The organism is Micromonospora sp. CNZ322 (assembly GCF_007827755.1).
In genome coordinates, this window is sequence record NZ_VITD01000009.1 from 95207 (window position 1) to 120463 (window position 25257).

A 25257-nucleotide genomic window follows, 5' to 3' on the forward strand; every position below is an offset into this window, starting at 1 on the left:
TATCCGCTGGATAGCGACGGTCACCCGTCCCGCCGAGCATGACTCCATGATTCATAGCCGTCGGGCAATGCATGCCTGAGCGACCTGTCGCGGGTGACGACGCCGCCATCGAGCACCCGCCACCACCCGAGCTGCCCTGCGAGCCGGACGTCAGCGGCCCCGATGCCCGTGACGTTGACGGTGCCTACGACCACAAGAACCACGACCCCTACCAACCCCTGTAGGTCAAAGGACTCTCATGAGACTCAAAGCCCTCGCGGCTTCGCTCGCCGCAGCGGTCGGCCTGAGCATGCTCCAGGCTCCACCGGCGTCTGCTGCTGAGCCGGATCCCGGCGCCGCCGCCAACAAGATCGCCTCAAGCCTGAAGGACCGCTTCCGAACGTCTCCGGCTTCCGACTTCTGGATCACGTTCGAGACCACTGCCGACCTCGGGCCAGCGAAGAAGATCACCGATTGGACCGCTCGTGGTCAGTTCGTCTACGACGCGCTGACCGCAGCGACGAAGGACTCCCTGGCATCCGTCTCCACCGACCTCGACCGGGCGGGCGTCAAGTACACCTCCTACCCGATCGCCAACGCCGTGCTCGTCAAGGGGGGCACCGAGAAGCTCGCCCTCAACGTGGCCTCCAAGGTGCAGGTCGCCGAGATCCACGCGACGCCGCAGGTCGCGCTGGTCGAGCCCGTGGAGGAGAAGATCCCCACTGACCGGGCTGCCCGCCCCACCGCCCCGAAGGCCGCCGCCGAGGCGGGCACCGTCTCGTGGGGTCTGGACGCCATCCACGCTCCGCAGGCGTGGGCCATGGGCGCCACCGGTGCGGGCATCACCGTGTCCAACCTCGACTCGGGCGTTCAGTTCGACCACCCCGCCCTGGCTCACCAGTATCGGGGCACGAAGCCGGACGGCACCGTCGACCACAACTACAACTGGATGGCCGCCCGGGGCACGTGCACGGGCACACCGTGCGACGACAACGGACACGGCACGCACACCATGGGCACCATGGTCGGCGACGACGGCACCAACCACGTCGGCGTCGCCCCGGACGCGCAGTGGATCGCGACCAACGGCTGCTGCTACAGCACCGGCGTCGAGTCACTGCTGCGGTCCGGCTGGTGGCTGCTCGCCCCGACCGACGTCCAGGGGAACAACCCTGACCCGTCCAAGCGCCCCCACGTCATCAACAACTCGTGGGGCCAGACCGTCGAGCACAGCTTCGACGACTTCTTCCAGGCCATCGACGAGGCCTGGAGCGCCGCGGGCATCTTCAGCGTCTGGTCATCGGGCAACACCACGCCGTACGCGGCCTGCGACACCGTCTCCTCGCCCGGCTCCGCCGAGAGCGCCTACTCCGTCGGCGCGTACTCATCGGACGGCACCCTCGCGTTGTTCTCCCGCAAGGGCGAGGGTGAAGGTGGCCGGATCAAGCCCGAGATCTCCGCTCCGGGCGACGCCGTTCGTTCGTCCTATCCGAACAACAGCTACACCGAGATGTCCGGCACCTCGATGGCGGCACCCCACGTCGCCGGTGCCGTCGCGGCGCTGTGGAGCTACGACCCGACCCTCATCGGGCAGGTCGAGGCAACCCGCCGCCTGCTCGCCGAGTCGGCCGTGGACGTCGACGACACCGAGTGCGGAGGCACCGCCGAGGTCAACAACAAGTACGGCGAGGGCCGGCTCGACCTCGTCCGCCTGCTCGAGCTCGCGCCCCGACAGGGCGGCACCCTCACCGGTGTCGTCACCGCCAACGGTGCGCCGGTCCCCGCTGCCGAGGTGACGATCAGCGGACCGTTCAGCCGGTCGATCGGAACCGACAAGGACGGCCGGTTCACGACGAACCTTCCGGTCGGCGCCTACCAGCTCAGCACCAAGGTCTTCGGCTACCTGACCGCGACCGCCAACGTCACGATCACCCTCGGCCAGGACACCTCGGTCAAGCTGCCACTCACGGCCGCCGTGCGGCACGACATCAGTGGCAGGGTCGTCGATGACAAGAAGCGGCCCGTCCCGAACGCCGACGTCTCCGTCAGGGACACGCCGCTGAAGCCGGTACGCACGGATGCCAACGGCGCGTTCACGATCACCGCTGTCCCGGAGGGCGGGTACACGCTGGGCGTCAAGCCCAACGCCTGCTTCTCCCCCACGTCCGTCCCGCTGACCGTGGGCGCGCAGAACGAGTCGCGGGAGGTCCCCGTCGGGCTCGTCGTCGACAAGGGCGGCTACAGCTGCGCCGTCTCGGACGGCGCGTACCTGCGCGGCACCGACCCTGTCGCGTTCACCAGTGGGGTGTGGGCGACGGTGAAGCTGCCGTTCCCGATCGCGCTCTACAACGGCAGCCACGACACCCTCGGTGTCGGCCTGCGTGGCGTGATCTCCCCGGACACCAGCACCGGCCCCGGCAGCGGCGGCGCAGGCATCTTCCCGTTCTACGTCCAGAGTCCCGTCGAGTTCGCCCCCGGCGGGGGTGTCTTCACGGCAGCCACCAAGGTCAACGGCGAGGATGCGTTCGTCGTCGAGTACCGCAGGGCCAAGCTCTGGGCCTATCCGATCCGGTCGGAGTACACGGAGCCGGTCAGCTTCTCGGCCACCCTCACCCGCTCCGGCACGGTGATCTTCGGGTACGGCGACGGCGTCGGGTCCGACGACCCGGTGACCGCCGGCGTGCACGCCACCACGGGCATTCAGGGCTGGGCCGGTGTCGACGGCATCCGGTTCTCCGACAGCGCCCCGGTGCTGCGCGACGGGATGATCGTCACCTACGACATGCCTGACTTCGGGTACCTGGACGCGACAGTCGTCGACCAGAACGACGGGCTGCCGGTGGCCGGGGCCAAGGTCTCGTTCACGGACAAGCTGGGCCTCGTCGAGACCGTCACGACCAACGGGACGGGCATGGTGCATCGCCAGCTTCCGGTCGGCGACTACACCATGACTGTCGACGCGCCGAACTACACGACCGCGGCGTACCCCTTCTCCCTGGACAAGCTCTACGCCAGTGCCAAGATCGACGCGCGGCTGACCACGGGTGCCGCCGGCCTGAAGGCCGACGGCCTCGACGCGCTGTTGGGTACCGACCAGAACGGCGCGGGCACGCTGACGCTGACCAACAACGGTTCCGCCCCGCTCACGTACAACCTGGGCGAGGCCGCGCGCCACCCCGAGCTTGACGCCGCCGGCGCCACCGCGCGCACCGGGACGGGTGCGGCCAGCACGATCGACCTCACCGCCTGGAAGGCCGGTGCGAGCGGCATGAAGCCGTCGAACGTCGACGGCAAGGCCGCGACGGCACCGGCCGCGGAAGCACAGGCGGCTGGCAAGGTCGGCGCGACCTCCGGCGGTGACGTCATCACCCGGATCGCCATCCCGGGCACGATCGCGGAGAAGGAACCGTCCGGCGTCGGGTACGACGGCGACGTCTGGGTCCACGACTACAACGCGCGGACCAACACCGCCTGGACGGTGACGGGCAAGCCGACCGGGAAGGTCTTCGACGCGTCGTGGAACCCCGCGTACCGGGCGTTCGACATGGCGCTCGACACCAAGACCGGTGACATGTGCCAGATGGAGGACAGCCCGGCCAGCTTCATCCACTGCTTCGACCGGCAGACCGGGAAGGAGACCCGGCAGATCAAGGGTGACTGGTCCACGCTGCAGCTGACCGGCCTCGCCTACAACCCCACCGAGGACGTGTTCTACGTCGGCGGCCGGGCGAACGGCATGATCGGCACCGTCGCCGGGACGTCGCACGACAACCCGGGTGCGCTGCTGTCCTTCTGCGCCCCGCCGCTGCCCGAGGTGATGGGCCTGGCCTACAACCAGGCGTCCGACACCATCTGGTACACCGACCTCACCTCGAACCGGCCCACACGCCTGCTGCAGGTCGACCCCGACGACTGCTCACTGGTGAACGCGTGGTGGTTCCCGGGCCAGAAGGCGGGCCAGGGCGGCGGCCTCGAGACCGACTCGACCGGTGCGCTGTGGGCGGCGGACCAGGTCGCCGACGACGTCGTGCTGGTCGACGTCGAGGACGACCTGCTCACCGACCTGCCGTGGCTGTCGCTCTCCTCGACCGGCGGCACCCTCGCCCCGGGTCAGTCCACGACCGTCAAGGTCTCGATCTCCTCGAAGGGCACCAGGCCAGGGGCCCTCGGCGCGAACATCGTGGTGAGGTCCGACTCCGGACGCCAGTCCAAGACCTACGTCCCGGTGACGCTCACGACCACGAAGTACCAGGTCGGCGTCAACGCCGGCGGCCCCAGGTTCACCGACGGCTCCGGCTACACCTGGTCCGCCGACCAGGCCGCCAGCAAAACGACGTGGGGTTACGAGGGGAAGACCAAGGACGCCTCCACGAAGGCCGGGATCGCCGGCACGACGGACGACACCCTGTTCCAGTCGCAGCGCACCACGCCGGACAAGCAGTTGTTCTACCGCTTCCCCGACGCGCCCAAGGGCACCTACGCGATCGATTTCGGGTTCGCCGAGATCGAGAAGGTGGCCAAGGGCAAGCGGGTGTTCGACGTCCTCGTGGACGGAACGCTGACGGAGTACGCGTACGACCCGGCCGCGGCCGTGGGGCCGAACGCCACCGACTGGCGCACCGCCGTGGTGAAGCACGAGGGCGGTCCGCTGACCGTGGAGCTACGGGGCTCGAAGGGCCTGAAGCCCCCGACCATCGCCGCGTTGCGGGTGACGCTCGACCCGCGGGCAGACACGGCGGAGCCCGAGCCCCAGCCCGAGCAGCCGGAGCCGGGCCCCGTGCCGGTGGCCCCCGCCGGTCGCTCGTACTCGATGAAGGTGACCGACGGCCTCTACCGCCAGGGCACGCAGGAGTCCGGATGGCACGGCGACGACCTCTGCGGCGTGCTGTGGTTCGACTCCAGCTTCCTGGCTCCGTTCTACGACACGGCCTGGGACGGCGTGTGTGTGACGACGAACGGCGCGCTGACCTTCGACCGCGCCAGCACGCAGGGGAGCAACACGGCGCTGCCGTCGCCGTACCCGATCGACGCGATCTACCCGCTCTGGGACGACCTCATCGTCGACGACGAGGCGGGCATCTACTTCGGCACGACCGAGGTGGACGGGCTGGCGGCGCAGGTCATCGAATGGCGCAACGTCGCCTTCTACAGTGACCGGGCGGCTCGGGTGAGTTTTTCGGTCACCCTGATCGCGGACGGACGGATCCAGATCGGGTACGGCGACGGCGTCGGCGGCGACAACCCCCTCACCCGCGGGTCGTCGGCGACGGTCGGCGTGGAGAGTCTGACGCGCAACCCCGCGAGCCAGTACTCCTTCGACCAGCCCGTCCTGAGGGCCGGTCTGGGGTTGGAGTACACCCTCCCGGCCGCGGGCACGATCGAGGGTACGGTCACCGACAAGAACGACGGCAAGCCGATCGAGGGCGCGATCGTCACGCTCAAGGGGCCAGCCGGTGAACGGGTCATCACCACCGACGCAAAGGGCCGGTGGAAGGCTCAGGCGCTGGTCGGCGAGAACACCGTGCAGGTCGAGGCGCCGAACTACATCACCGCCAGCCACCCGGTGACCATCGCCAAGAAGGATCAGGCCGAGGTGGTCGACACGGCGTTGACGACCGGCGTCGCCACCGTCACCGGAGGTGACTTCGACTGGCTCCTCGACAAGACCCAGAAGGCGACGGCCGACGTGACAGTGACCAACAGCGGCTCCGCCCCGCTTGAGGTGCGGATCAGCGAGCAGAAGCGCACCAGCGACGGTGGGCACGAGGCTGCCGACCTTGCCTGGCTGACCCTCACGGGCCCGGCCGCGACCGGCACGGTCACGCTCGCGGCCGGCGAATCCACCACGGTCACGGCGACGGCCGACAACGCCGGGGTCCAGCCCGGCGTGCTCGTCGGAGACGTGCTGGTGACGTCGAACGCCGGCAAGGGCGAAGCCCAGCTCAAGCCGGTCCGCCTGGCGACCTCGGCCTACTGGAAGGGTGTCGACGTGGGCGGATCCGGACACGTCGGTGCCGACGGCTTCGTCTGGTCGCCCGACCAGCAGCTCGGCTCGCGGCCGTGGGGCTACGTCGGCGGCAAGACGCGCGCCACCACTGCCGACATCGCCGGCACCGAGGCCGACGCGCTGTTCCGCACCCAGCGGACCGGCGAGACGTTCAGCTACGTGTTCAAGAACGCCCCCGCCGGTAAGTACCGGATCGGCCTCGACTTCGCCGAGATCGAGAAGGTCAAGGTCGGCAAGCGTGCCTTCGATGTGCTGGTCGACGGCAAGGTCGTGCTCTACGACCACGACGTGCAGGCGAAGGTGGGTGCGCTGACCGCGGACATGAACGCGGTCACCGTCGAGCACACCGGTGGCGATCTGAAGGTCGAGCTTCTCCGCGAGAAGGGCGAGAGCGACCCGATTCTCAACGCCCTGAAGGTCCAGCAGGACCCGCGCCTCTGAGGTAGCCAGACCTGTCCGCCAACAGTGGTCAGAGCCTCCTCGGAAAGGATCGCCGGGGAGGCTCTGACCACGACGCCCGCAACCGTCGACTGACACGCCGCTGAAGGCCACTCCTGGCACCTACGCCAAGAGCACTGAGGCTTACGCCACCGATAGCGAGCGAGGTTTGCCGGCAGCCGCCACATCAGCGTAACCTGGACGATATGGTCCAGTTGATTTACGCCAGAGTGCGGCCACGCGCCCTCAACTCAGGGCGGGGCGCATGGCAGTGATCACACGCGGTTTCGGTGGCCGCAGACGCGACGACGCCGACCTCCCGCCTGGCCAGTACCGCACCGACGACTTCCCGGTACTGTCGGCGGGACCGACACCGCGCATCGGCCTCGACGAGTGGGAGCTCGCCGTCGTCACCGAGACCGGCGAGCGGAGCACGTGGTCATGGGCGGAGTTCACCGCCCTTCCTGCCGACGAGCCGACTGTGGACATCCATTGCGTCACGCGCTGGTCGAAGTTCGGCACGAGCTGGCGAGGCGTCTCCGTGGACACGCTGCTGGCAGACGTCGACACTGCGGCCGAGTACGTGGTCGCCCACTCCTACGGCGGCTACACCACGAACATCCCGCTCGAGGGCCTTCTCGACGGCCAGGCCTGGGTGGCGTACGAGTTTGACGGCGCGCCGCTTGCTCCTGTGCACGGCGGGCCGGCTCGCCTCCTCGTTCCTCACCTGTACTTCTGGAAGAGCGCGAAATGGCTGCGCGCTCTGGAACTGCGTCTCGACGACGAGCCCGGGTTCTGGGAGACGGCCGGCTACCACAACGACGGTGACCCATGGCGCGAGCAGCGGTACCTGGAGGACTGACCTGGCAGCCGGCGACCGTCGCCGCCACCCGCGCGGAGACTGCGACGGCGCGGACCCTGGTCCTCGACGTCGACGGCTGGACAGGTCACGTGCCGGGCCAGCACGTCGACGTCCGGTTGACGGCTCCCGACGGCTACATGGCGCACCGCAGCTACTCGATCTCGTCCGCCCCGGGGCCCGACCGACTCGAGGTGACCGTCCAGGCGGTGATCGACGGCGAGGTGTCGCCACACCTCGTCGAGGTTGCGGAGCCGGGTGACCGCCTCGAGATCCGAGGGCCGCTCGGGGGCTGGTTCGTACGCCGACCCTCCGACCCGCGCCCGGCGTTGCTGATCGGCGGCGGCTCCGGCGTGGCGCCCCTGATGTCGATGGTGCGTGCGGCGACGAATCCCACCAGGCTGCTCTACTCGACCCGCTCCCCGTCGGATGCGCTGTTCACGGCGGATCTTGCGACTGCACAGGCCACAGGCAATACTCCTGTCGCCGTCACCCACGTCTATACCAGGGTCGCACCCCACGGCTGGCCGACCCCACCTCGACGACTGGACGCGGACATCCTTGCCCGCGTGGCCTGGCCCCGCGATGCCGACGTTGTCGCGTTCGTCTGCGGGCCCACCGGATTCGTCGAAACCGTGGCCGACCTTCTCGTCGAAATCGGCCACAACCCCGCGAACATCCGCACCGAGCGTTTCGGACCCACCGGAGGATGACCGTGCCGACCACCAACGTCGGAGCAGACGATCCACCCTGGGTGGACGGTAATGCCCTCGCCGGACCGCTCGGTGAGATCATGGGGACTGACCTCACCGTTGCCGAGCTCACCTGCGCCGGCTGCCGGATGACGCGTCCGCTGGCCGCGATGCGCGTGTTCGACCGAGCGCCGGGCCTCGTCGCCCGATGTCCCGGCTGCGAGGACGTTGTCATGCGCCTGGTGCGCACGGCTGATCGGGCCCTGGTCGACCTGCGCGGGTCCCTCGTCGTCAGCATTCCGGTGCCGATTACCTGAACACCAAGGAATCCGCACAATCGGGGCGGAGTGATAATAAGGAGGAAAAATTGGCGAACAACACCGGAGAGACGATCACGCTGACCAGCGCCGAGCAGGACTCTGGTGGCTCGAACCTGTCGGTAGCCACCCCGGCCGGCGCGGAAGACCTCGTCATCACCAACAACACCGCGAGCGGCATCTACGAGGCTGCGATAGGGGGCCGGACAGCCGCAGGGTTGGTCTACAGCATGGTCGGAAGCCGCGTCATCCTGTCGGCGACATCCGTGTTCCCCGAGTTCCGGGGGAAGGGAGTAGCGAGCAGGCTCATCGGTGGCGTCCTCGACGAGCTGCGCATGCAAGGGAAGACCGCTACCTTGACGTGTCCGTTCGCGGCAGCATTCGTCAGTGCTCATCCGGAGTACGCCGACGTGCTGGACCTGGCATCCCCTCGGCCGGACCCAGCCAAGGGGCATTGAACACGGGTCGTCGGGCCTGAACGCAGGCCGGCCGCCGGAGAGGCTCAGGTGTCCAACGGCCGGCGGACATCGCATGAATCGCGCTTCCCGCCGAGGGTGCGCCCGGCTTCCCCGGCGGCCGCGGGCTGCGAACGCGTGGGCACGTCCGCAGCTCCGCTCGCTGTCCTCGGATTCTTACGAGTGAGCGCGGATGATCGTCTTCCCGGTGACCCGCTCGGTCGGGTTGAGAGCGGCAACGGCGTCGTCGAGGTCCGCGACATTGCCGATGTTCGTCCGCACTCGCCCGTCCCGTACCCGCCGGACGATTTCCCCCAGTTGTCCACGATCAGGCGTCACGACGAAGTCGATCGCCAGGCCGTCTGCGGGCCGCGCCTCGGTCGGCCCGACAACGGAGACCAGTGTTCCTCCGGCTCGAATCAGGCCTGCCGACCGCTTCCCGATGTCACCGCCGATGACGTCGAAAACCAGATCGACTCCGCCGACGTCTTCCAATGCCTCGTTGCCGAGGTCGACGAACTCGTGTGCGCCGAAGTCGAGCGCCCCTTCACGGTCGGCAGCGCGCCCGGTGCCGATGACATAGGCGCCGAACTCACGTGCGAGCTGCGTCACCATCGAACCGACCGCGCCGGCCGCACCGTGCACGAGGACGCTCTGCCCCGCCTGAAGGCGGCCGTGCTCGAATAATCCCTGCCAGGCGGTCAGGCCGGAGATCGGCAGGCTCGCGCCCACCGTGAAGTTGACGTCGCCGGGCAGCGGCGCGAGGTTACGCGCCTCGACGGCCACATACTCCGCCAGAGTGCCGTCGCGGGTCCAGTCCGTCAGGCCGAACACCCGCTGTCCCACCGACAGTCCCGTCGTGCCATACCCGAGAGCGCTGACCACTCCGGCCAGTTCGTGCCCGGGAATCGACGGAGTCCGGTCACGGCCGAGGCGATCGGTCCAGGTCGAGGGCCATGCCAACTCGGTCGGGACGAACCCCGACGCATGAACCTGAACGACGACGTCGTTGAGGGCCGGTTCGGGCTCAGGCCGCTCCGCCAGCGTCATCCCGGCCGTTCCCGCAGCCTCGTCCGTCACCACAATCGCCTTCATCAGGTACCTCCTTGCATCCAGCCCCCGTCTGCACTGCCACGAGGAGCACCATTCCGTTTCCCAGCAATGACGGCGCCACGCCTCGGCGCCGCACCACGCCAGGGTGATCGGGCGCGGTTGGGGCGCGAGGATTCGCCGTAAGTGGCGGGGATGTCTGCCGAACCCGACGTCGGCGGGCAAGTCGGGCAGCTCGCCGCTACCCGGAGGCCCCCCGTCGGACGTCCCGAACCTAGTGGCGGCAAAACTGGTCTGTCAAGTCCACTACTGGGTCACGTGGTTGTTGATGTTAGGACGAGAAGCACCAGCTCAAGCCCCATGTATACGGACGGCCTAGCGCCTGCCGAACCCACATTTCGGACCGAGAGGTCCAGGGAACGTGGGGGCTGCGGGAATACCACCGCCCCAGAGAGTGTCTGTACTTACGCGTCCAGGTGCACGCACTCCACCTGGCTCCGCAGCCGTGCGTCGCAAGGCCGTGAGGGGAGAGCTGTGGCCCAGCAGACCCAGTACCGCAAGAACCCGGAGGCCGTTTCGGGGCTCAACCCGGAGCAGTACCGCGTGACCCAGCAGGACGGCACCGAGCGACCGTTCACCAATGCCTACTGGGACAATCACGAGCCCGGCATCTACGTCGATGTGGTGTCCGGCGAGCCATTGTTCGCATCGGTCGACAAGTACGACAGCAACTCCGGCTGGCCGAGCTTCACCAAGCCGATCGCCAAGCCGAACGTCGTCGAGCGCGAAGACTCCAGCCACGGAATGATCCGGACTGAGGGCCGCTCGCTGCACGGAGACAGCCACCTGGGTCACGTCTTCAACGACGGCCCGCCCGAAAAGGGTGGACTGCGCTACTGCATCAACTCGGCATCGCTGCGGTTCATCCACCTCGACGACCTGCAGGACGCAGGGTACGGCGAATACCGCACCCTGTTCACGAGTGCCACCAACACCGGCACGACGACACACAAGGAGACGACGTGAACACCGAAAAGGCAATCCTCGCCGGCGGCTGCTTCTGGGGCATGGAGGAGTTGTTCCGCCGCGAGCCCGGCATCGTGTCCACGCGCGTCGGCTACAGCGGCGGCGACGTCCCGAACGCCACCTACCGCAACCACGGCACCCACGCGGAGTCCATCGAGGTCGTCTACGACACCGACAGGACCGACTTCCGCGCGCTGCTCGAGTTCTTCTTCCAGATCCACGACCCTTCGACAAAGAACCGCCAGGGTAACGACATCGGCATCAGCTACCGCTCGGCGATCTTCTACACCAGCGATGAGCAGAAGCGGGTCGCGGAGGACACCATCGCCGACGTCGACGCCTCGGGTCTGTGGCCCGGCAAGGTCGTCACCGAGGTCACCGCAGCAGGCGACTTCTGGGAAGCCGAGCCTGAGCACCAGAACTACCTACAGACCTACCCCAACGGATACACCTGCCACTTCCCCCGCCCCGGATGGAAGCTTCCGAAGCGGGCGACGGCCTGACACCTCCGGCGCGCGGACCCCGGGTCCGCGCGCCGGTCCGGGCCGAGGCGGTCGGCCCGGACAAGGAGTCCAACCGGATGGGTGCGGGCTTTCGCCAGAGACCCACTCACGGCGCGTGGCCAGCAACAGCGAAACTTCCTGGAAATAGGACCGAATAGTCCAATACAACTCCCGCTGACGATGATCTAGCATGTCGGCCCCGCTCATCGAGCCAACGGTGCCAGGCCCGCCCTTCACCGCCGCGTGAATGCGACATGACATCGGATGGACTCCAAGGTCCTATTTTCCCTAGATTATCTGGCGCGCTGGATACACTTGACAGATGAGCGACGAGCAGGTGGCTGCGCCGACGAATAGGCGGAGGATCAGTCAACGGGGCATCGCGACGCGAGAACGGATCCTCGAGGCCGCGAACCGGCTGATGCTCGTGCGCGGAGTGAACGCGACGACCCTTGACGACATCCGCGAGGCAAGCCAGACGAGCAAGTCTCAGCTCTACCACCACTTCGCCGACAAGCAGGAACTTGTGCGCGCCTTGGTCAAATATCGAGGCGCGCTTGTGCTTCAGCGTGAGCGTGCAGGGCTCGAACGACTGAGATCATTCTCAGGGCTGGTCCGGTGGCGCAACGCCCTGGTCCAGGCCAACTCGCTGAACAACGGCAAATACGGGTGCGGCCTCGGGTCGATGGCTCTCGAGCTGTCCGATCAAGATGAGCAGGCTCGATCGTCTCTGTCGGAGACGTTCGCGGCATGGGAAGAGCTGATCAGTGATGGCCTGCACCGGATGCAGGACAGCGGTCTGTTGCGCCATGACGCCGACCCGGAGAAGTTGGCCACGGGCTTGATGGCCGCATTGCAGGGCGGCTACCTGCTGGCGAACGCCTCGCACGACATCGCACCCATGGAAGTCGCTCTGGACATGGCGCTGGAACATATCAAATCGTTCCTCACGCAGCCGTCCGGTGAGCCGACCCGCTGATTGGGCCCATTAGTTGTGATCAGGCTGCTCACTGCGGGTGCCGAGCAGCCCGGAGGTCGATGAGAGCGAGGTCGTGAGAGCGAGGCGCCCCATTGAGGCCGCCGTCGAACCACGATCCGATGTCCCGCCGTCGCCCGCCTACCCCCTACGTGGCACGCGCACCAGTGCCGACACGTCGACGCCCAACTGTTCGAGCAACGCTGCTACATCCGCATCGACTTCCCGGGCCGACGCGCCAGCGAAAGGGACCCTTCGGTCCATTTTACGGCTTGGATCCGATCGGGCCCAGTCCGGGAGTGTTGGACCTAGTCGCCCCTCGGTGCAGTCTGCGCCATCACACCGTCCAGGATCACCAAGGCGCAGGGTTCGGCCAGCGAACAGTCATTTGGACTATTCAGTCCACAGGGGCTAGCCTGCGGAGGTACCGGCCCAGGGTGATGCGCCCGGCCACAGCCTCCGCTCGGACTGCGTCTCGGCTGTTGCTGGGTCCGTGTCCCTGGACCCTCACCACTGGATCCACAGGAAGGCGCGGCTGATGAAAACCGATCAGGATCATGTCGTCGCATCGGCCCGAGTTGTCCTTCCGGCCACTGAGCGCCGGCGCACGGACATGACGACCCGCGGCTTCACGTTCATCGCCGATGAACCGCACAGCGGCGCACTCGGTGACGGCCCGACGCCGACGGAGTACCTGTTGATGGCGCTCGCGTCGTGCACTGCTCAGACGCTGCGGCAGTACGTCGACTACAAGTACGACACAGCCGGCGACATCACCGTCGAGATCGACTACCACGAACCCGAGCAGGAAGGCGCAGAGCGCTACCTGCAGCGCACGATCACGCTCAGCGAGGAGCCCGACCCTGACGACCTGAAGGTGATGCACGACATTGCCGAGAGGTCACCGGTGACCCTGCTGATTCAGTTCGCATGGAGCGTGCGGACCGCGTTCGTCGGGCCGCGCTGAGAACAGAACAGACCGTCTGCTGCTCGGCGATCACGGCCGTGCAGCAGACGGTTGCCATTGCGCCCCAGCGGCGACGGTGTTTCCGTCGACCGCGCCCGCTGGGGCGGCGCGATCAGTACCGAACCGGACGCCTGGTGCTGCTGAGTGGCGGCCAGCAGCGCCGGGTCCGGGGGTCGCGCGCCTCATTGCGCCACGTGGTCTAGCTGTCCGTGCTGGCCCGGCCAGCACGTCGAAGGGTGACGTGTGACCGAAACCAAGAGCGGCCGAACGATCTGGAAGCGGAACCTGGCGTCACCGCTGTGGGCATTCTTGCGAATCGAGTCCGGCAGCGCCGGCATACTCGTGGCCGCCATCGTCGCCGCACTGTTCTGGGCCAACATCGACCTTGGCTCCTACGAAGCCGTATGGCGCACCCAGTTGTCCCTGCGCCTCGGGCACCTCGAACTCTCCCGCGACCTGCAGACCTGGATCAACAGTGGCTTGATGACGCTGTTCTTCCTTGTCGTCGGCCTTGAGGCGCGGCGCGAGTTCGACCTCGGCGACCTCCGCGACCGGCGACGTTTCGTGCTGCCCAGCGTGGCCGGCCTGATTGGCATGCTGATCCCGGTACTGATCTTCCTGGGGATCAACCACGGTGGGCCGGGTGCGCATGGTTGGGGCGTGGCCATGTCGACCGACACGGCCCTTGCGTTGGGTCTGCTGGCACTGCTCGGCCGAGGTGTGCCCGACCGGGTCCGGATCTTCCTGCTCACCGTGTTCGTGGTCGACGATGTGATCGCACTCATCGTCATCGCCCTGGTCTACAGCGAGGACATCAGGGTTCTGCCCATCGTGGTGGCCGTTGTCGCATTCGCGGTCATGTTGGCCATCCACGCAGGCGGCGTCCGACGGGGCTGGGCGTACGTGCCGGTCGCCGTCGTGATGTGGGGCGCGTTGCTGGTCAGCGGAGTCGACCCTGTGGTGACCGGCTTGGCCATCGGATTGACCGCGTTTGCCTACTCCCCCGGCCGATCTGACCTCGAAAAGGTCACGGGGCTGTTCCGGTCGTTCCGTGAGCAGCCGACGCCCACGCTCGCGCGTACGGCCTCGATCGGCTTGGCGAACACGCTGTCGCCCAACGACCGCCTTCAGCGCATCTACCACCCATGGTCCAGCTACGTCATCGTGCCGCTGTTCGGCCTGGCCAACGCCGGCATCAGCATCGACCGTCCGTTCCTGGCCCAGGCGTTCGCGTCGCCTGTCACCTGGGGCGTGCTGCTCGGGTATGTCGTCGGCAAGCCGCTCGCCGTGATCGGCACCTCGGCCGGGCTCACCTGGCTCTCCCACGGGCGTATCCGTCCGGCCGTGGGCTGGGCGGGCGTGCTCGGCAGCGGCACGATCGCCGGTGTCAGCTTCACGGTGTCACTGCTGGTCGCCAGCCTGGCCTTCACCGGCGACCAACTGGCCGAGGCCAAAGTCGGGGTGCTCAGCGCCGCGATCATATCCTCAGCACTGACCTGGGTCGCGTTCCGCGTCACCAACACGTTTCCCCAGGACAAGCGCGTCCGTGCGCTCTTCGGCGACATGACGGAGCTGATCGATCTCACCCCAGCGGTCGACGAGAAGCAGGACCACGTCCGCGGCCCAGCCGGTGCATCGGTAACGCTGGTGCAATACGGCGACTTCCAGTGCCCGTACTGCGGGAAGGCCGAACCAGTCGTCCGGCAGCTGCTGGGCGACGCCGACCTGCGCTTCGTGTGGCGTCACCTGCCTCTGTCAGACGTGCATCCGCAGGCCCGACTGGCAGCCGAGGGCGCCGAAGCAGCCGCCGCTCAGGGAAAATTCTGGCAGATGCATGACCTGTTGCTCGACCACCAGGGCGAACTGGACATCACCGCTCTGATCAAGTACGCCGACGACCTCGGTCTGGATCAGAGACGATTCCACGATGATCTGACCAGCCAAGCCCACGCCGCCCGCATCGACAGTGACATCGACTCCGCCGACAACAGCGGAGTGTCCGGCACCCCGACGTTCTTCATCAACGGCCGCCGCCACTACGGCGCCTACGACATCACGGCCTTGACCGCGGCCATTCGCATGGCCCGAGCCCGCGCCCGCCTCGGCCACGACGCACCACCGATTCGTCATTAGACGCGTTCCGTTGACACGACGGCACGCCCCTCGGCCCGTCGACCCGGGCCATGCTCCTGATTCATCGCGCTCGCGGGCCGGTCAGCAGGGTGGCCGCGCGCAGCGACTCGGCAGCTGTCAGGAGGGCGGCGCTGAGAAGCACTGTGTCTTTGAGCAGGAATTGTCCCAGCTGAGAAAGGCTCAATATCCCCTGCCCTTCCTGCCGGGCCTCAGGCGTCGTGGCCAGGAAACTGAGCGTGGTAACGAACATCGCCATCGCACCGAAGCTACCGATCGCTGAGGCTCTGGGCGCAAAGGGCTTGGCGACGATCAGAGAACCCAGAGCGATCTCCGTGACCCCGATGAGTCGGTTGAGCTTTTCTGCGCCCAGCCTCGCGCGGAGCCGCGAGAACAGCGGACTCGAGGTGACCAGGGGCTCGTCGTTCTCCACCTCGTACGGCTTGAACTTGAGCGCACCGATCCACAAGATGTTCGTCGCCAACGCGCAGCGCAGGACTGAGAAGCCTACGGAGGCGAGGCCATCGGCGTACGAGTGTCGTGTGCCCATCGCTCGCTCCTGTTCGCTGCGTCGACGCTCGGCCTGCTGGGGACCATTACCCGCTGGGACCAGCAACACGCATCGAGGGCGCGCCTCCGGAGGGGCCGGCGAGTGATCCCCGCCGACCCCTCCGGGCGAGGTCACTTCCCGTACACCTCGAATTCGTAGAGCGAGAACCCGTACGAGGTGGCCCGCTTGACCCCGTACACCCGCACGTAGCGGGCGGTGACGGGGGCGAAGGTGGCGTTGTCGACGCCGCCGTTGCCGGTGGCGGTGGTGAACACCGGCGTCCATGAGGTGCCGTCGCCGGACACCTCGATCCGGTAGGAGGTGCCGTGCGCGGCCTCCCAGCGCAGCACGACCCTGCTGACGCTGCGGGCCGCCCCGAGGTCGGCCCTGAGCCACTGGTTGTCGTTGTAACTGCTGGCCCACCGGCTGCCGAGGCTGCCGTCGACCGCCTTGTCCGGTGTGTGGCTGGTCAGAAACTGGGTGCTCGACGCGGTGGTCGGACGGCCCTGCGCCAGGTTGGTGACGTCGTCGCCCCGGCGCGCCGGGAACGAGACGACCTGCTGGTAGGTGGGGCGGTTCTGCCAGGCGATCACCGGGTGGGTGATGCCGCCGAGCCCGGACTGGGCGATCGAGTCGGCACACCACTGGTCGCCGGCCCCGCAGGACTTGTCTCCGGGGTAGACGGTGGTGGCCGGCACCGCGGCGGCCTGGCCGAGCGCGTCGAGCAGTGCCTGCCGGCACGCGCCGAGGTTGCCGTTGCCGCAGTACGCGCGGCCCAGCCCACCCGCCACCGGGTCGCCGAGCACGGTGCGCAGGTCCTTGTCGACGTAGCCCCACCAGCCGTACTGGAACGACGAGCCCTTGTGCGCCTGCCCCTGCAACGCCCAGCTCGCGGCGCCGTCGCGTCCGCCGTTCTGGCCGCCCGACGGTGCCTCGTTCACCTCGATGGCGTCGACCAGCGCGGCGTAGAGGTCCGACCCGAGGCCGGGGCGGAACTGCGCCGAGGCCAGCAGCGGCCACCAGGCGTCGAAGATCCGGATGGCGTCGGCGTGCTGGTAGACCTTGGAGCCGGGGGACGTCTCCACCCGGCGGGCCCCGGCCTGCTGCCAGGCCCGCAGCTTGCCCACCGCGTCGACCAGCGCCGGATCCGTGACCGGTGTGCTGTCCAGCACCCGCAGCAGGTCACCGAGGACCTGCTGGCCGCGCAGGTCGGTCACCGCCGCATCCGCCATGATCGTGACGACGTCGGCGCGGCCGAGCTTGCGCTGGGCGATCGCGGCGCGCACCGGGCCGTCGAGCAACTGAGCCCGGTGTACGGAGCCGAAGCTGAAGTTGCCGTCCGCCGCCCCGAAGTCCCGCGCCTGCTTGTTGTTCCAGCTGACGTAGTAGTCCTGGTTCACCGACTGCGGATGCGCCGACGCCGGGGTGTAGGTGGCGTCGTTGGTGTCCGGGTTCCAGCCGGCCCACTCGTACGCCGGCTCGGCCTTGGTGGGCAGGTTCGGGTCGGCGGTGGCCGGACGGACCGGGTTCGAGCCGGAGTTGAAGTACGCCGCCTCGGTCGAGTTGACGTAGAACCAGTTGAACGCATACCCGACGGTGGCCGCGGAGGCCTGGAAGGCCGCGGCGCTGCCCATCGCGGACGGGTCGTTGTAGGCCTGGAAGCCGATCGCCGAGTCAGCCTCGTGCCGGTAGGTCGAGCGCAGTTTGGTGAACGCGGTCGGCTGCCCGTTCACCAGGCCCCGGTGGGCCACCAGCCCGTACTTCGTGCGCAGCGCGCGCAGGGTGTACGAGCCAGCCGGGGTGGAGTCGGCCAGCGTCGGGGACCAGGAGTTGCGCTGCTCCAGCGCCTCCATGGCGAGGCACTGGCCGTGGTAGAGGTAGCGGTTGGTGCGCAGCGTCGGGGCGCTGCCGTCGGTGGTGCACAACGGCACCGCGTACGTGTCGGTGAGGTCCTGCGAGGCGGAGGTCGCGCTCCACGCGTAGTCCTGGCCCCGGCCGAGCAGCACGTAGAGGTTGAGCCCGGCGAACGCGGCGCCGCGAGCGCTGATGCCGGGCCCCTGCAACTCCTGGAGCATCAGCAACTGCGGCGCGAAGTAGCCGGTCTGCGGCCCGAACACGGCCACCGGGTTGCCGGTGGTGGTGTGTCGTCCGGAGACCACTACCGCGTTGGACATGCCGTGCGCGCGCAGGTTGGCCAGGCCGCCGAGCAACCCCGGGGTGGCGGTGCTGGTGCCGGTGCGGGCGGCGGCCCCGCCGGTGGCGTCGTAGGCGAGGGGCTCGGCGACCACCGAGCCGGCGTCGGGGAGCACCGCGCTGGTCGCGCCGGGCGGCGTGGCCCCGTACGGGAAGCTCTGTCCGTCGTGCAGGGTGAGCACGGTCTCCGGGTCGTTCTGCGAGCGGAACGCCGCCCACACCCGGTCGCCCTCGGTGGCGCCGTACTTGGCGCGGGCGGCCACCCGGACCAGCGCGGACTGGATCTCGCTGCCGCCGCCCCCGCCGAAGAGCCCGCCGATCACGCCAGCGGTGGCGATGAGGTCGGTCATGGTGAAGTGCTTCGGCTTACCCGCGCCCGCGAGCACATACTCGCCCGGGTAGTTGTCGTCGGCGATCGACTTGTCGATGTAGGCGTTGATGCCGGCGATGTAGTCGACCACGTCGGTGTAGAGCTGCTGACCCCGGGCGCCCTTGAGGCGCAGCGCGTCCACCTGGGCCTGGAGGTCCGCCTCGGTGTAGGGCGAGTTGGCCCAGACGCTCTGCTCCAGCTCCCGGTTGCCCGGCGCGCCGCCTGCGAACGAGGTGACGTTGCCACGACCGACGTGCCGCAGCAGATCCATCACCCAGAGCCGGTCCTGGGCTCCGGCGTAGCCGGCGCCGAACATGGTGCCGGCGCGGGTGGTGCCGGTGACGTGCGGGACGCCGGTGGCCTTGTCCCGCACGATGGTGACGTCCGATCGCGGCGAGACGGTGCTCTCCACCTGTGCGGCCGGGACACCGAACGAGGCGTCGTTGTAGAAGTGGGCGATCTGCTCGTCGGTCAGCCCGGCGTAGTTGTAGACCAGGTTCGCGTACTCGTCGAGCTGGTCGCTGGAGTGCGCCGGGCGGGTGCCGAGCGCCTGGTGCGCCAGGATGGCGACCAGCGTGGCGTTGCCGTTCTGCCCAGGGGGCAGGATGTCGGCGCACTGGCCGAGGCAGTAGTCGTTGGCGGCGAACGTTGTGGCGGCCAGCGCCGGTGACGGCGGGGTCACCGTCAGGACGCTCGCGGTCAGGACGGCGGCGGTGAACGCCGCGAGCCGGTTACGGAGAGCGGGACGGGGCATGGCGATCCTCCGGGGACGCGGAGTCGGGCCGTTCGGTCACGCCCGGCTTCCGGTGCCGACGTCTCGCCCTCCGCGCCCGGGCGTTCCGCCAGGAGGTGAGAGTGACTCGCATCTATCTTCCGGCAATGATCGACGTAGGACCCCCGCCCGGGATACCCGTCGTTCACCACGCGCCAATGCCGACGTTTCGCCGCATTGCGCCGTCAGCAACAGGATCACGCCGTAGATCCCGGCGCGGCGAAGTTCGAGGTTCAGCGTCGTCGTTGTCGAAGGGGCCTACGTCCCACAAGCCCACCGCAGCCACCGTCAGCGGTCACGCCAGGTCTTCACGCGGAAGGTGGCTTGGAACGTGACTGGACGGAGCCCCATTCACCTGGGACGTATGCCGGATTGGATCACACGATCGAGGACGGCACGAGCGGCCGTGAGCTTCTCGATCGAGCCGGTGATCCGGGCGCGTTCCTGGGTCAGTCCCTCTATCAACTCCGAACAGGTGGGAACAAGCGTGGTGGTCTCGTCCGGAATGCAGGGCAGGATCTCGGCGATGGTGGTGGTTCCAAGCCCGGCAGACAGCAGCAAACGGATGTGGCGCACGGTGTGCAGCGCTGCCTCGTCGTACTCGCGATAGCCGCCTGCGCTACGACGGGGATTCAGGAGGCTCTGCTCCTCGTAGTACCGCAGGGCTCGCGGCGTTACTCCGCTCCGGCGGGAGAGTTCACTGATCCGCACGCCGTGAGCAGAACACGCCTTGACCTTCACGTCAACGTGAACGTTTACCGTCCCCACATGCCCAAGTCTGAGATTGAGAACAGTTCCAGCACGGCCGTCGCGGTCCTGGGCCTCGGCCCGATGGGCCAGGCGCTCGCCACCGCAATCGTCAGCAGCGGTCGGCCTACCGTAGTTTGGAACCGTACCGAAGCCAAGGCCGCCCGGCTCGTGGAGCGCGGCGCGCGGCTCGCACCGAGCCCCGCCGACGCGGTGTGCCAGGCATCGACGGTGATCTGCTGCGTGATGAACTACCGCTCACTCAGCACCATCCTCGAGGCCGTGAACGACTGGTCCACGACCACGCTCGTGAATCTGACCAGCGGCCACTCCAGTGAGGCACGGGCCATGGGGGCATGGGCGGCCGAGCACTCCGTTTCGTACCTCGAAGGAGCGATCCTGACCCCCGCCCCGACCATCGGAACGTCGTCGGCGTCGATCCTCTGCAGCGGACCCCGACCGGTCTTCGACCGCAGCCGCCCCATCCTGCAGACGCTCGCGGCGAGCACGATGTTCGTTGGCGAGGACCACGGCGCCGCGGCTGGGTATGAGACGGCACTGCTGGACCTCTTCGCGACGGCCGTCGGTGGAGTGGCGCACGCCTTCGCCATGGCCACCGCCGAGAACATCGCCCCCCAGGCGTTCGCCCTTCTGGCCAAGGGAATCGGGGGTCTGCTCACCGAACAGATAGACCGGTTCGCTGACCAACTCGGCGAAGGGCACTTCCCCGCCACCGTCTCGAGCATCGCATCGTTGTCGTCCACGACCGAGCACATCATCGAGGCGGCTGGCGTCCATGGCATCGATGCAGGGCCGCTGCGCGCCCTTCAGGCGATCATGGGTCGCGCCGTCGCCGCAGGCCATGGCGACGACGGATATCCGAAACTCGCCCAACTCATCACCGAGGGCAACACCAACACCCACCGACACCATCGCGCTCCCGTCGGCTGACAAGACACCGACGGCGGATCGCCAATCAGCTCTCTCTGAACACCAGCATCCGCACGTCAACCGTTTCGGACTGCGACATCAAGGCGGCAGCCTTCTCGATGACCGGCAGGATCTCGTCGCCGGACGGCAGACCGGGAGCACGGTCAGTGACGCTCAGGCTGACCGCTGCGCGGTGTCGCCGCTGCGAAGGCGGTCCAATTCGGCGAGGTACATCGCCTGCATGCGGTCGTAATGCCGGACCAGCAGCATGACCTCCTCGACGCTGTAGCCCTCGATGAGCTGCTCAGCCCGCTCGGCGAACCGCTCGTACGGTCGCTCCAACTCGGCGATCCGCTCCGGCCGCAGGGCGACGATCACCCGCCGCCGGTCCGCCGGATCGCGCTCGGCCGTCACGTAGCCCGCCTGCTGGAGCCGGCGGAGCATGCTGGTCACCGCCCCGGTGGTGAGGTTGGTCCGCTCGGCGACCTGCCCCGCGGTGGCGGATCCGATGTCCGCCAGGTAGTCCAGGCACTCCAGGTCGCTCACGGTGAGGCCCAGCCGCTCCGCGATGGCGTACCGAAACACCATGGACAGCCGCGACGTCTCCCGTCCGGCGCGCATGAGGTCGTCGATCGCGGACGCACGGGCCGGCTCGTGGGACATGCCCGCAATCATCCCTCCGGCACGGTGACCCGGTGCAGCCGAGGTAACACGCGGGTCAGCACCCAGTGCGGTGCGGCCGCTCCCCCGGTGAGTCGGCGCATCAGCCTGGCGGCGGTGTCGACGGCACGGAAGGCATAGGGCACCATCTCGTCCTGGTAGCTGGCGATCGCCTCCTCCACCGGCGTGCCGCTGGCCCGGGCCTCGACCAGCTTGTGGCCGAGCAGGGCAGCGTCGCGCAGCGCGGTGTTGCCGCCGTGCGCGCCGAACGGCGGCATGACGTGCACGGCGTCGCCCATCATCGTCGCCCGGGGCACCGCCCACCGGCGCGGGCGCTGGCCGGTGGCGAAGAGGTTGAGCACCGTGGCGTCCAACTCGGCCGTGCCGACCAGCCGCCGGATGACCGGGTGGAAGTCCATGCTCATCCCGGAGGCCAGTCTCCACAGCGCCAGCAGGTCGCCCCGGATGCCCATGGGCACCTCCTCCTGCCGGAGCAGCAGTCCCCACATGACGTAGTCGTCGCCGGTGGGCGCATAGCTGCCCGGGGCCAGGCGCGCGAACGCCTCCGGCGGGCTCTCGCCGAACCGCATGGAGGTGAAGAAGAAGGCCCGGCCCGGCCGGTCGGCGATGGCCAGGACCCCGCTGGTACGCAGCGCGTCCGGGATGATGCTCTCGCCGTTGCGCCAAAGGGGCGACCGGCCGTAGATGCCCACCATCGGGGTGTTCGCCGGATTCGCGTCCGGCATGATCTGCACGCGCAGCGCCGAGCCGACGCCGTCCGCGCCCACGACGATGCTTGCCGAGGCTGCCCCGCCGTCGGAGAACCGCAGCTGCGGCCGTGCCGGGTCGCCGCTGTCCACCGCGACGGCGTCCTTGCCGTAGTGGATGCGCCCGTTCAGTCCGGACTGCAGGATCGACCGCAGGGTCAGCCGGTCGACCTGGCGGGTCGCGTGCGGCTCGTCCTTGAAGGTGATGGTGAATGCGTCCCGCAGCCGGCTGTCGGTGAAGCGCAGGTGCCCGCCGGGCTCGTCGCCGGTGGTCAGCGCCAGGTTGTACAGCGAGCGGGGCAGGCTATCGCGCAGCGCCTCCAGGCCGTACCGGTCGAGAATGATCCGGTATCCCTGCCGCCGGACGAAGGGGCCCTGGTCCCGCTCGTAGACGTGCACGTCGATGCCGGCGCGCATCAGGTACTGGGCGAGGCAGAGGCCGGAGAGTCCGGCGCCGGCGATCGCCACCGAGAAGTCCGTCGATATGCTCACACGGTTATCTTAACGACTAAGATGATTTGGGCAAGGCCGCCGGCATGCCACGCCGCGGCCCGCCAAGCCGCCCGGCGGGGGTGGATTAGTGTCGATGCATGACGCCAGTCCTTGCCGCCAGCGCCTTCGACTCGCTGCGCCTCGACGCCGTGCCCGACCAGGAGGCGCTGCGCCGGGCCTACGAACTCCCCAGCGACGCGGCCGTGCGAAAGCAGATGACCGAACTCACCGAACAGACCCGGCGGTTGATCGGCTGCTCGTCGCTGGTCCTGGTCGCCACAGTGGACGCCAAGGGCAACTGCGACGTCTCCCCGCGCGGCGGCCCTGCCGGCTTCGTCGCCGTCCTGGACGCACGGACGGTGGCAATACCGGATGCCACCGGCAACAAGCGCCTGGACAGCCTGCAGAACGTCGTCGCCACCGGGCGAGCCGGGCTGCTGTTCATCATCCCAGGGCGCGCCACGACGCTCAGGGTGAACGGCCGGGCCTGCGTCTCCACTCGCCCCGAACTGCTGTCGCAGCTGACCGCCGTGGGCAAGCCACCGGCCAGTGCACTGGTGCTGGGGATCGATGAGGTCTACCCGCACTGCCCCAAGGCGCTGCTGCGCAGCGGGGCTTGGAAGCCCGAGCAGTGGCTGCCGGCGGACGCGCAGCCGACCTCGGCCGAGGTGACGCTGGCCCAGCTACGAATGCCCGAGCTGACGATCGCTGACATCGAGAAGGTCGAGGCAGACTCGCTGAAGTACCGGTACGAGTAGCAAGCCGCACAGCGATCGTTGTGGCGTCTCGCGCCTTTTCAACAAACGACTGGCGAACATTGCCGAGCTTCGATGAATTCGGGTTTGTGTCTGGTGGGTTTCCGTGGGACTGCTCTAACCTCGACACATGGTCTCGCGTCGATCCGTATTGCGGGCGCTCCCCCTTGCAGCCGCTGCCCTTACCGCCGCCCCAGGTGATTCCCGTTGGTTCGGTCCGCCGCCCACCTCGACGGCTGTGGACCGCGTACCACCCGACCCGGCCACGATGCAGGCCGCCGCTACCGCCGTTAGCGGCTTCACGGCCGACCTCTACCGCACGGTGGCGGCGACCCGGGCAGGCGGCAATGTGGTGTGCGCGCCGTACTCGGTCGGGCTCGCGCTCGCGATGACCAGGGCGGGCGCCCGCTCGACCACGGCGGACGAAATGGACGCGGTGCTCCATGCGCCGCATCCGCGCCCCCGCGCGCTCGACAGCGGGCTCAACACCGTCGAGCAGACGCTCGCCGGCCGCTACCAGGACGGTGACGGAGTCAAGCAGCCTCGGCTGACCACGGCCAATGCGCTGTGGACACGACTCGATCTTTGTCTGCGACCCGGGTTCCGGGACGCCCTGGCCGGCTATTACGGCGCCACGCCGCGACCGGTCGACTTTCGCCGCGCGCCGGAGGTAGCCCGGCAGGAGATCAACACCTGGGTGTCCGATCGGACCAACGCGAAGATTCCGGAGCTGTTGCAACCCGACGCCGTGAGCCCCAACACCAGCCTGATACTGACCAACACGATCTACCTCAAGGCAGCCTGGAAGTACCCGTTCACCGCTACGGCCACCGCGGTCGGACCGTTCACAAGGGATGACGGGACCGTTGTCGACGTCCCGATCATGCGCGGGCCGTTCGACCGGATGGGTTACCTCGAGGGCGACGGGTGGCGCGCGGTCGACGTGCCGTACGCGGGCGACGGGCTTGCCATGGCCATCGTCATGCCGACCCGGGACGATCTCGCAGCGGTCGAGGCGAGCCTCGATGCGACCTGGCTGGGCGCGTTGCTGACCGGGTTCCGGATCACCGACGTCGAACTGCGCCTGCCCCGGTGGACGTTCCGCCTGCCGGCCGAGCTGGGTGCCGCGCTGGGCAGCCTCGGCATGCCCACGGCGTTCACGTCACAGGCCGATTTCGCCGGCATGAGCACCGAACCGGCCCTGTGTATCGACGACGTGGTGCACGAGACGTTCATCGGGGTGGACGAGAAGGGCACCGAGGCGGCAGCCGCGTCGGCCGTCATCGTCCGGCCGCCGTCGATCCCACAAGGGCCGCAGTTCTTCGTCAACCGGCCATTCCTGTACGTCATCCACGACCGGCTCACCGGCGTACCGCTGTTCCTCGGCCGGGTCCACGACCCGCTGGTCAACGGCCCAGCCTGACCGGGCGGGACCAGACGACATCAGGTGCGAATCGCTGGACCGCCGCCACGAATGCGGTTGCAGCGCCCCGTAGGATTCCTGTCATGAGTTGCTTCGCCGCTTGGCGTACCCGCCACTGAGGGTCGGCTCGCCTCCGTTCCGGCCGCTGGCTGACCATCTGATGCCCGGTTTGTTGGCTTTCAGAACCTCGGCTCGAGAG

20 protein-coding genes are annotated in these 25257 nt (G+C 68.4%); 14 read left to right on the plus strand and 6 right to left on the minus strand.

Annotation, left to right across the window (positions count from 1 at the left end; translation table 11 throughout):
* Positions 1 to 71: 71 nt before the first annotated feature.
* The 6 genes from FB453_RS34310 to FB453_RS21615 all read left to right on the plus strand — a co-directional run bounded on the left by FB453_RS34310 (position 72) and on the right by FB453_RS21615 (position 8750).
* Positions 72 to 224 carry a hypothetical protein gene (locus FB453_RS34310; RefSeq protein ID WP_186718424.1) on the plus strand — a complete coding sequence of 51 codons (153 nt, stop codon included), beginning with the start codon at positions 72 to 74 and terminating at the stop codon, positions 222 to 224.
* Positions 225 to 238: 14 nt separating this feature from the next.
* Complete coding sequence (locus FB453_RS21595; protein WP_145792842.1) at positions 239 to 6427, plus strand: S8 family serine peptidase; 6189 nt, start codon at positions 239 to 241, stop codon at positions 6425 to 6427.
* Between the two features lie 262 nt (positions 6428 to 6689).
* Positions 6690 to 7286 (plus strand): molybdopterin-dependent oxidoreductase, encoded by a 597-nt coding sequence (locus FB453_RS21600; protein WP_112583222.1) that lies wholly within the window; start codon positions 6690 to 6692, stop codon positions 7284 to 7286.
* Positions 7256 to 7996 carry an FAD-binding oxidoreductase gene (locus tag FB453_RS21605; RefSeq protein WP_145792845.1) on the plus strand — a complete coding sequence of 247 codons (741 nt, stop codon included), beginning with the start codon at positions 7256 to 7258 and terminating at the stop codon, positions 7994 to 7996. Before FB453_RS21600 ends, FB453_RS21605 begins: the two co-directional genes overlap by 31 nt.
* Positions 7993 to 8292 (plus strand): DUF6510 family protein, encoded by a 300-nt coding sequence (locus FB453_RS21610; RefSeq protein WP_112583220.1) that lies wholly within the window; start codon positions 7993 to 7995, stop codon positions 8290 to 8292. The genes FB453_RS21605 and FB453_RS21610 overlap by 4 nt, the downstream gene beginning before the upstream one ends.
* 50 nt (positions 8293 to 8342) lie before the next feature.
* A complete protein-coding gene (locus FB453_RS21615) occupies positions 8343 to 8750 on the plus strand; it encodes a GNAT family N-acetyltransferase (RefSeq protein WP_186718426.1) in 408 nt (135 codons plus the stop codon).
* 174 nt (positions 8751 to 8924) lie between these two features.
* Here FB453_RS21615 and FB453_RS21620 read toward each other — a convergent pair whose 3' ends face one another.
* Positions 8925 to 9842 (minus strand): NADP-dependent oxidoreductase, encoded by a 918-nt coding sequence (locus FB453_RS21620; protein ID WP_145792849.1) that lies wholly within the window; start codon positions 9840 to 9842, stop codon positions 8925 to 8927.
* A 489-nt stretch (positions 9843 to 10331) separates the two neighbouring features.
* Here FB453_RS21620 and msrB point away from each other — a divergent pair, with 489 nt between their 5' ends.
* The 5 genes from msrB to FB453_RS21645 all read left to right on the plus strand — a co-directional run bounded on the left by msrB (position 10332) and on the right by FB453_RS21645 (position 15402).
* On the plus strand, positions 10332 to 10823 hold the full coding sequence (msrB, locus tag FB453_RS21625) for a peptide-methionine (R)-S-oxide reductase MsrB (RefSeq protein WP_222431378.1): 492 nt from the start codon (positions 10332 to 10334) through the stop codon (positions 10821 to 10823).
* Positions 10820 to 11326: a peptide-methionine (S)-S-oxide reductase MsrA gene (gene msrA / locus FB453_RS21630; RefSeq protein WP_145792853.1), complete on the plus strand. Its 507-nt coding sequence runs from the start codon at positions 10820 to 10822 to the stop codon at positions 11324 to 11326. The genes msrB and msrA overlap by 4 nt, the downstream gene beginning before the upstream one ends.
* A 322-nt stretch (positions 11327 to 11648) precedes the next feature.
* Positions 11649 to 12305, plus strand: a complete 657-nt coding sequence (locus FB453_RS21635; protein ID WP_145792855.1) for a TetR/AcrR family transcriptional regulator — start codon at positions 11649 to 11651, stop codon at positions 12303 to 12305.
* A 535-nt stretch (positions 12306 to 12840) separates the two neighbouring features.
* Complete coding sequence (locus FB453_RS21640) at positions 12841 to 13269, plus strand: OsmC family protein (protein WP_145792857.1); 429 nt, start codon at positions 12841 to 12843, stop codon at positions 13267 to 13269.
* A gap of 342 nt (positions 13270 to 13611) precedes the next feature.
* Positions 13612 to 15402 (plus strand): Na+/H+ antiporter NhaA, encoded by a 1791-nt coding sequence (locus FB453_RS21645; RefSeq protein ID WP_486480381.1) that lies wholly within the window; start codon positions 13612 to 13614, stop codon positions 15400 to 15402.
* A 61-nt stretch (positions 15403 to 15463) separates the two neighbouring features.
* On the opposite strand, the gene FB453_RS21650 is transcribed toward FB453_RS21645, so the two are convergent.
* From FB453_RS21650 to FB453_RS21660, 3 genes are all read right to left on the minus strand, one after another.
* Positions 15464 to 15949, minus strand: coding sequence for a DUF417 family protein (locus FB453_RS21650; protein ID WP_145792862.1), 486 nt, complete (start codon positions 15947 to 15949; stop codon positions 15464 to 15466).
* 131 nt (positions 15950 to 16080) lie between these two features.
* Positions 16081 to 19266: a penicillin acylase family protein gene (locus FB453_RS21655; protein WP_145792864.1), complete on the minus strand. Its 3186-nt coding sequence runs from the start codon at positions 19264 to 19266 to the stop codon at positions 16081 to 16083.
* A gap of 369 nt (positions 19267 to 19635) precedes the next feature.
* Positions 19636 to 20025 (minus strand): MerR family transcriptional regulator, encoded by a 390-nt coding sequence (locus FB453_RS21660; protein ID WP_486480365.1) that lies wholly within the window; start codon positions 20023 to 20025, stop codon positions 19636 to 19638.
* A gap of 27 nt (positions 20026 to 20052) precedes the next feature.
* On the opposite strand from FB453_RS21660, the gene FB453_RS21665 reads away from it, so the two are divergent.
* Positions 20053 to 20982: an imine reductase family protein gene (locus FB453_RS21665; RefSeq protein ID WP_145792867.1), complete on the plus strand. Its 930-nt coding sequence runs from the start codon at positions 20053 to 20055 to the stop codon at positions 20980 to 20982.
* Positions 20983 to 21135: 153 nt separating this feature from the next.
* Here the strand turns inward: FB453_RS21665 and FB453_RS21670 are convergent, their stop codons facing one another.
* Together FB453_RS21670 and FB453_RS21675 are read right to left on the minus strand one after the other, a co-directional pair.
* Complete coding sequence (locus FB453_RS21670) at positions 21136 to 21624, minus strand: MarR family transcriptional regulator (protein WP_486480366.1); 489 nt, start codon at positions 21622 to 21624, stop codon at positions 21136 to 21138.
* A gap of 8 nt (positions 21625 to 21632) precedes the next feature.
* Positions 21633 to 22880: an FAD-dependent oxidoreductase gene (locus FB453_RS21675; protein WP_145792871.1), complete on the minus strand. Its 1248-nt coding sequence runs from the start codon at positions 22878 to 22880 to the stop codon at positions 21633 to 21635.
* A gap of 98 nt (positions 22881 to 22978) precedes the next feature.
* Here FB453_RS21675 and FB453_RS21680 point away from each other — a divergent pair, with 98 nt between their 5' ends.
* Together FB453_RS21680 and FB453_RS21685 are read left to right on the plus strand one after the other, a co-directional pair.
* A complete protein-coding gene (locus tag FB453_RS21680; protein ID WP_145792873.1) occupies positions 22979 to 23638 on the plus strand; it encodes an MSMEG_1061 family FMN-dependent PPOX-type flavoprotein in 660 nt (219 codons plus the stop codon).
* 235 nt (positions 23639 to 23873) lie between these two features.
* Positions 23874 to 25058, plus strand: a complete 1185-nt coding sequence (locus FB453_RS21685) for a serpin family protein (protein ID WP_222431379.1) — start codon at positions 23874 to 23876, stop codon at positions 25056 to 25058.
* The last annotated feature ends 199 nt before the right edge of the window (positions 25059 to 25257 follow it).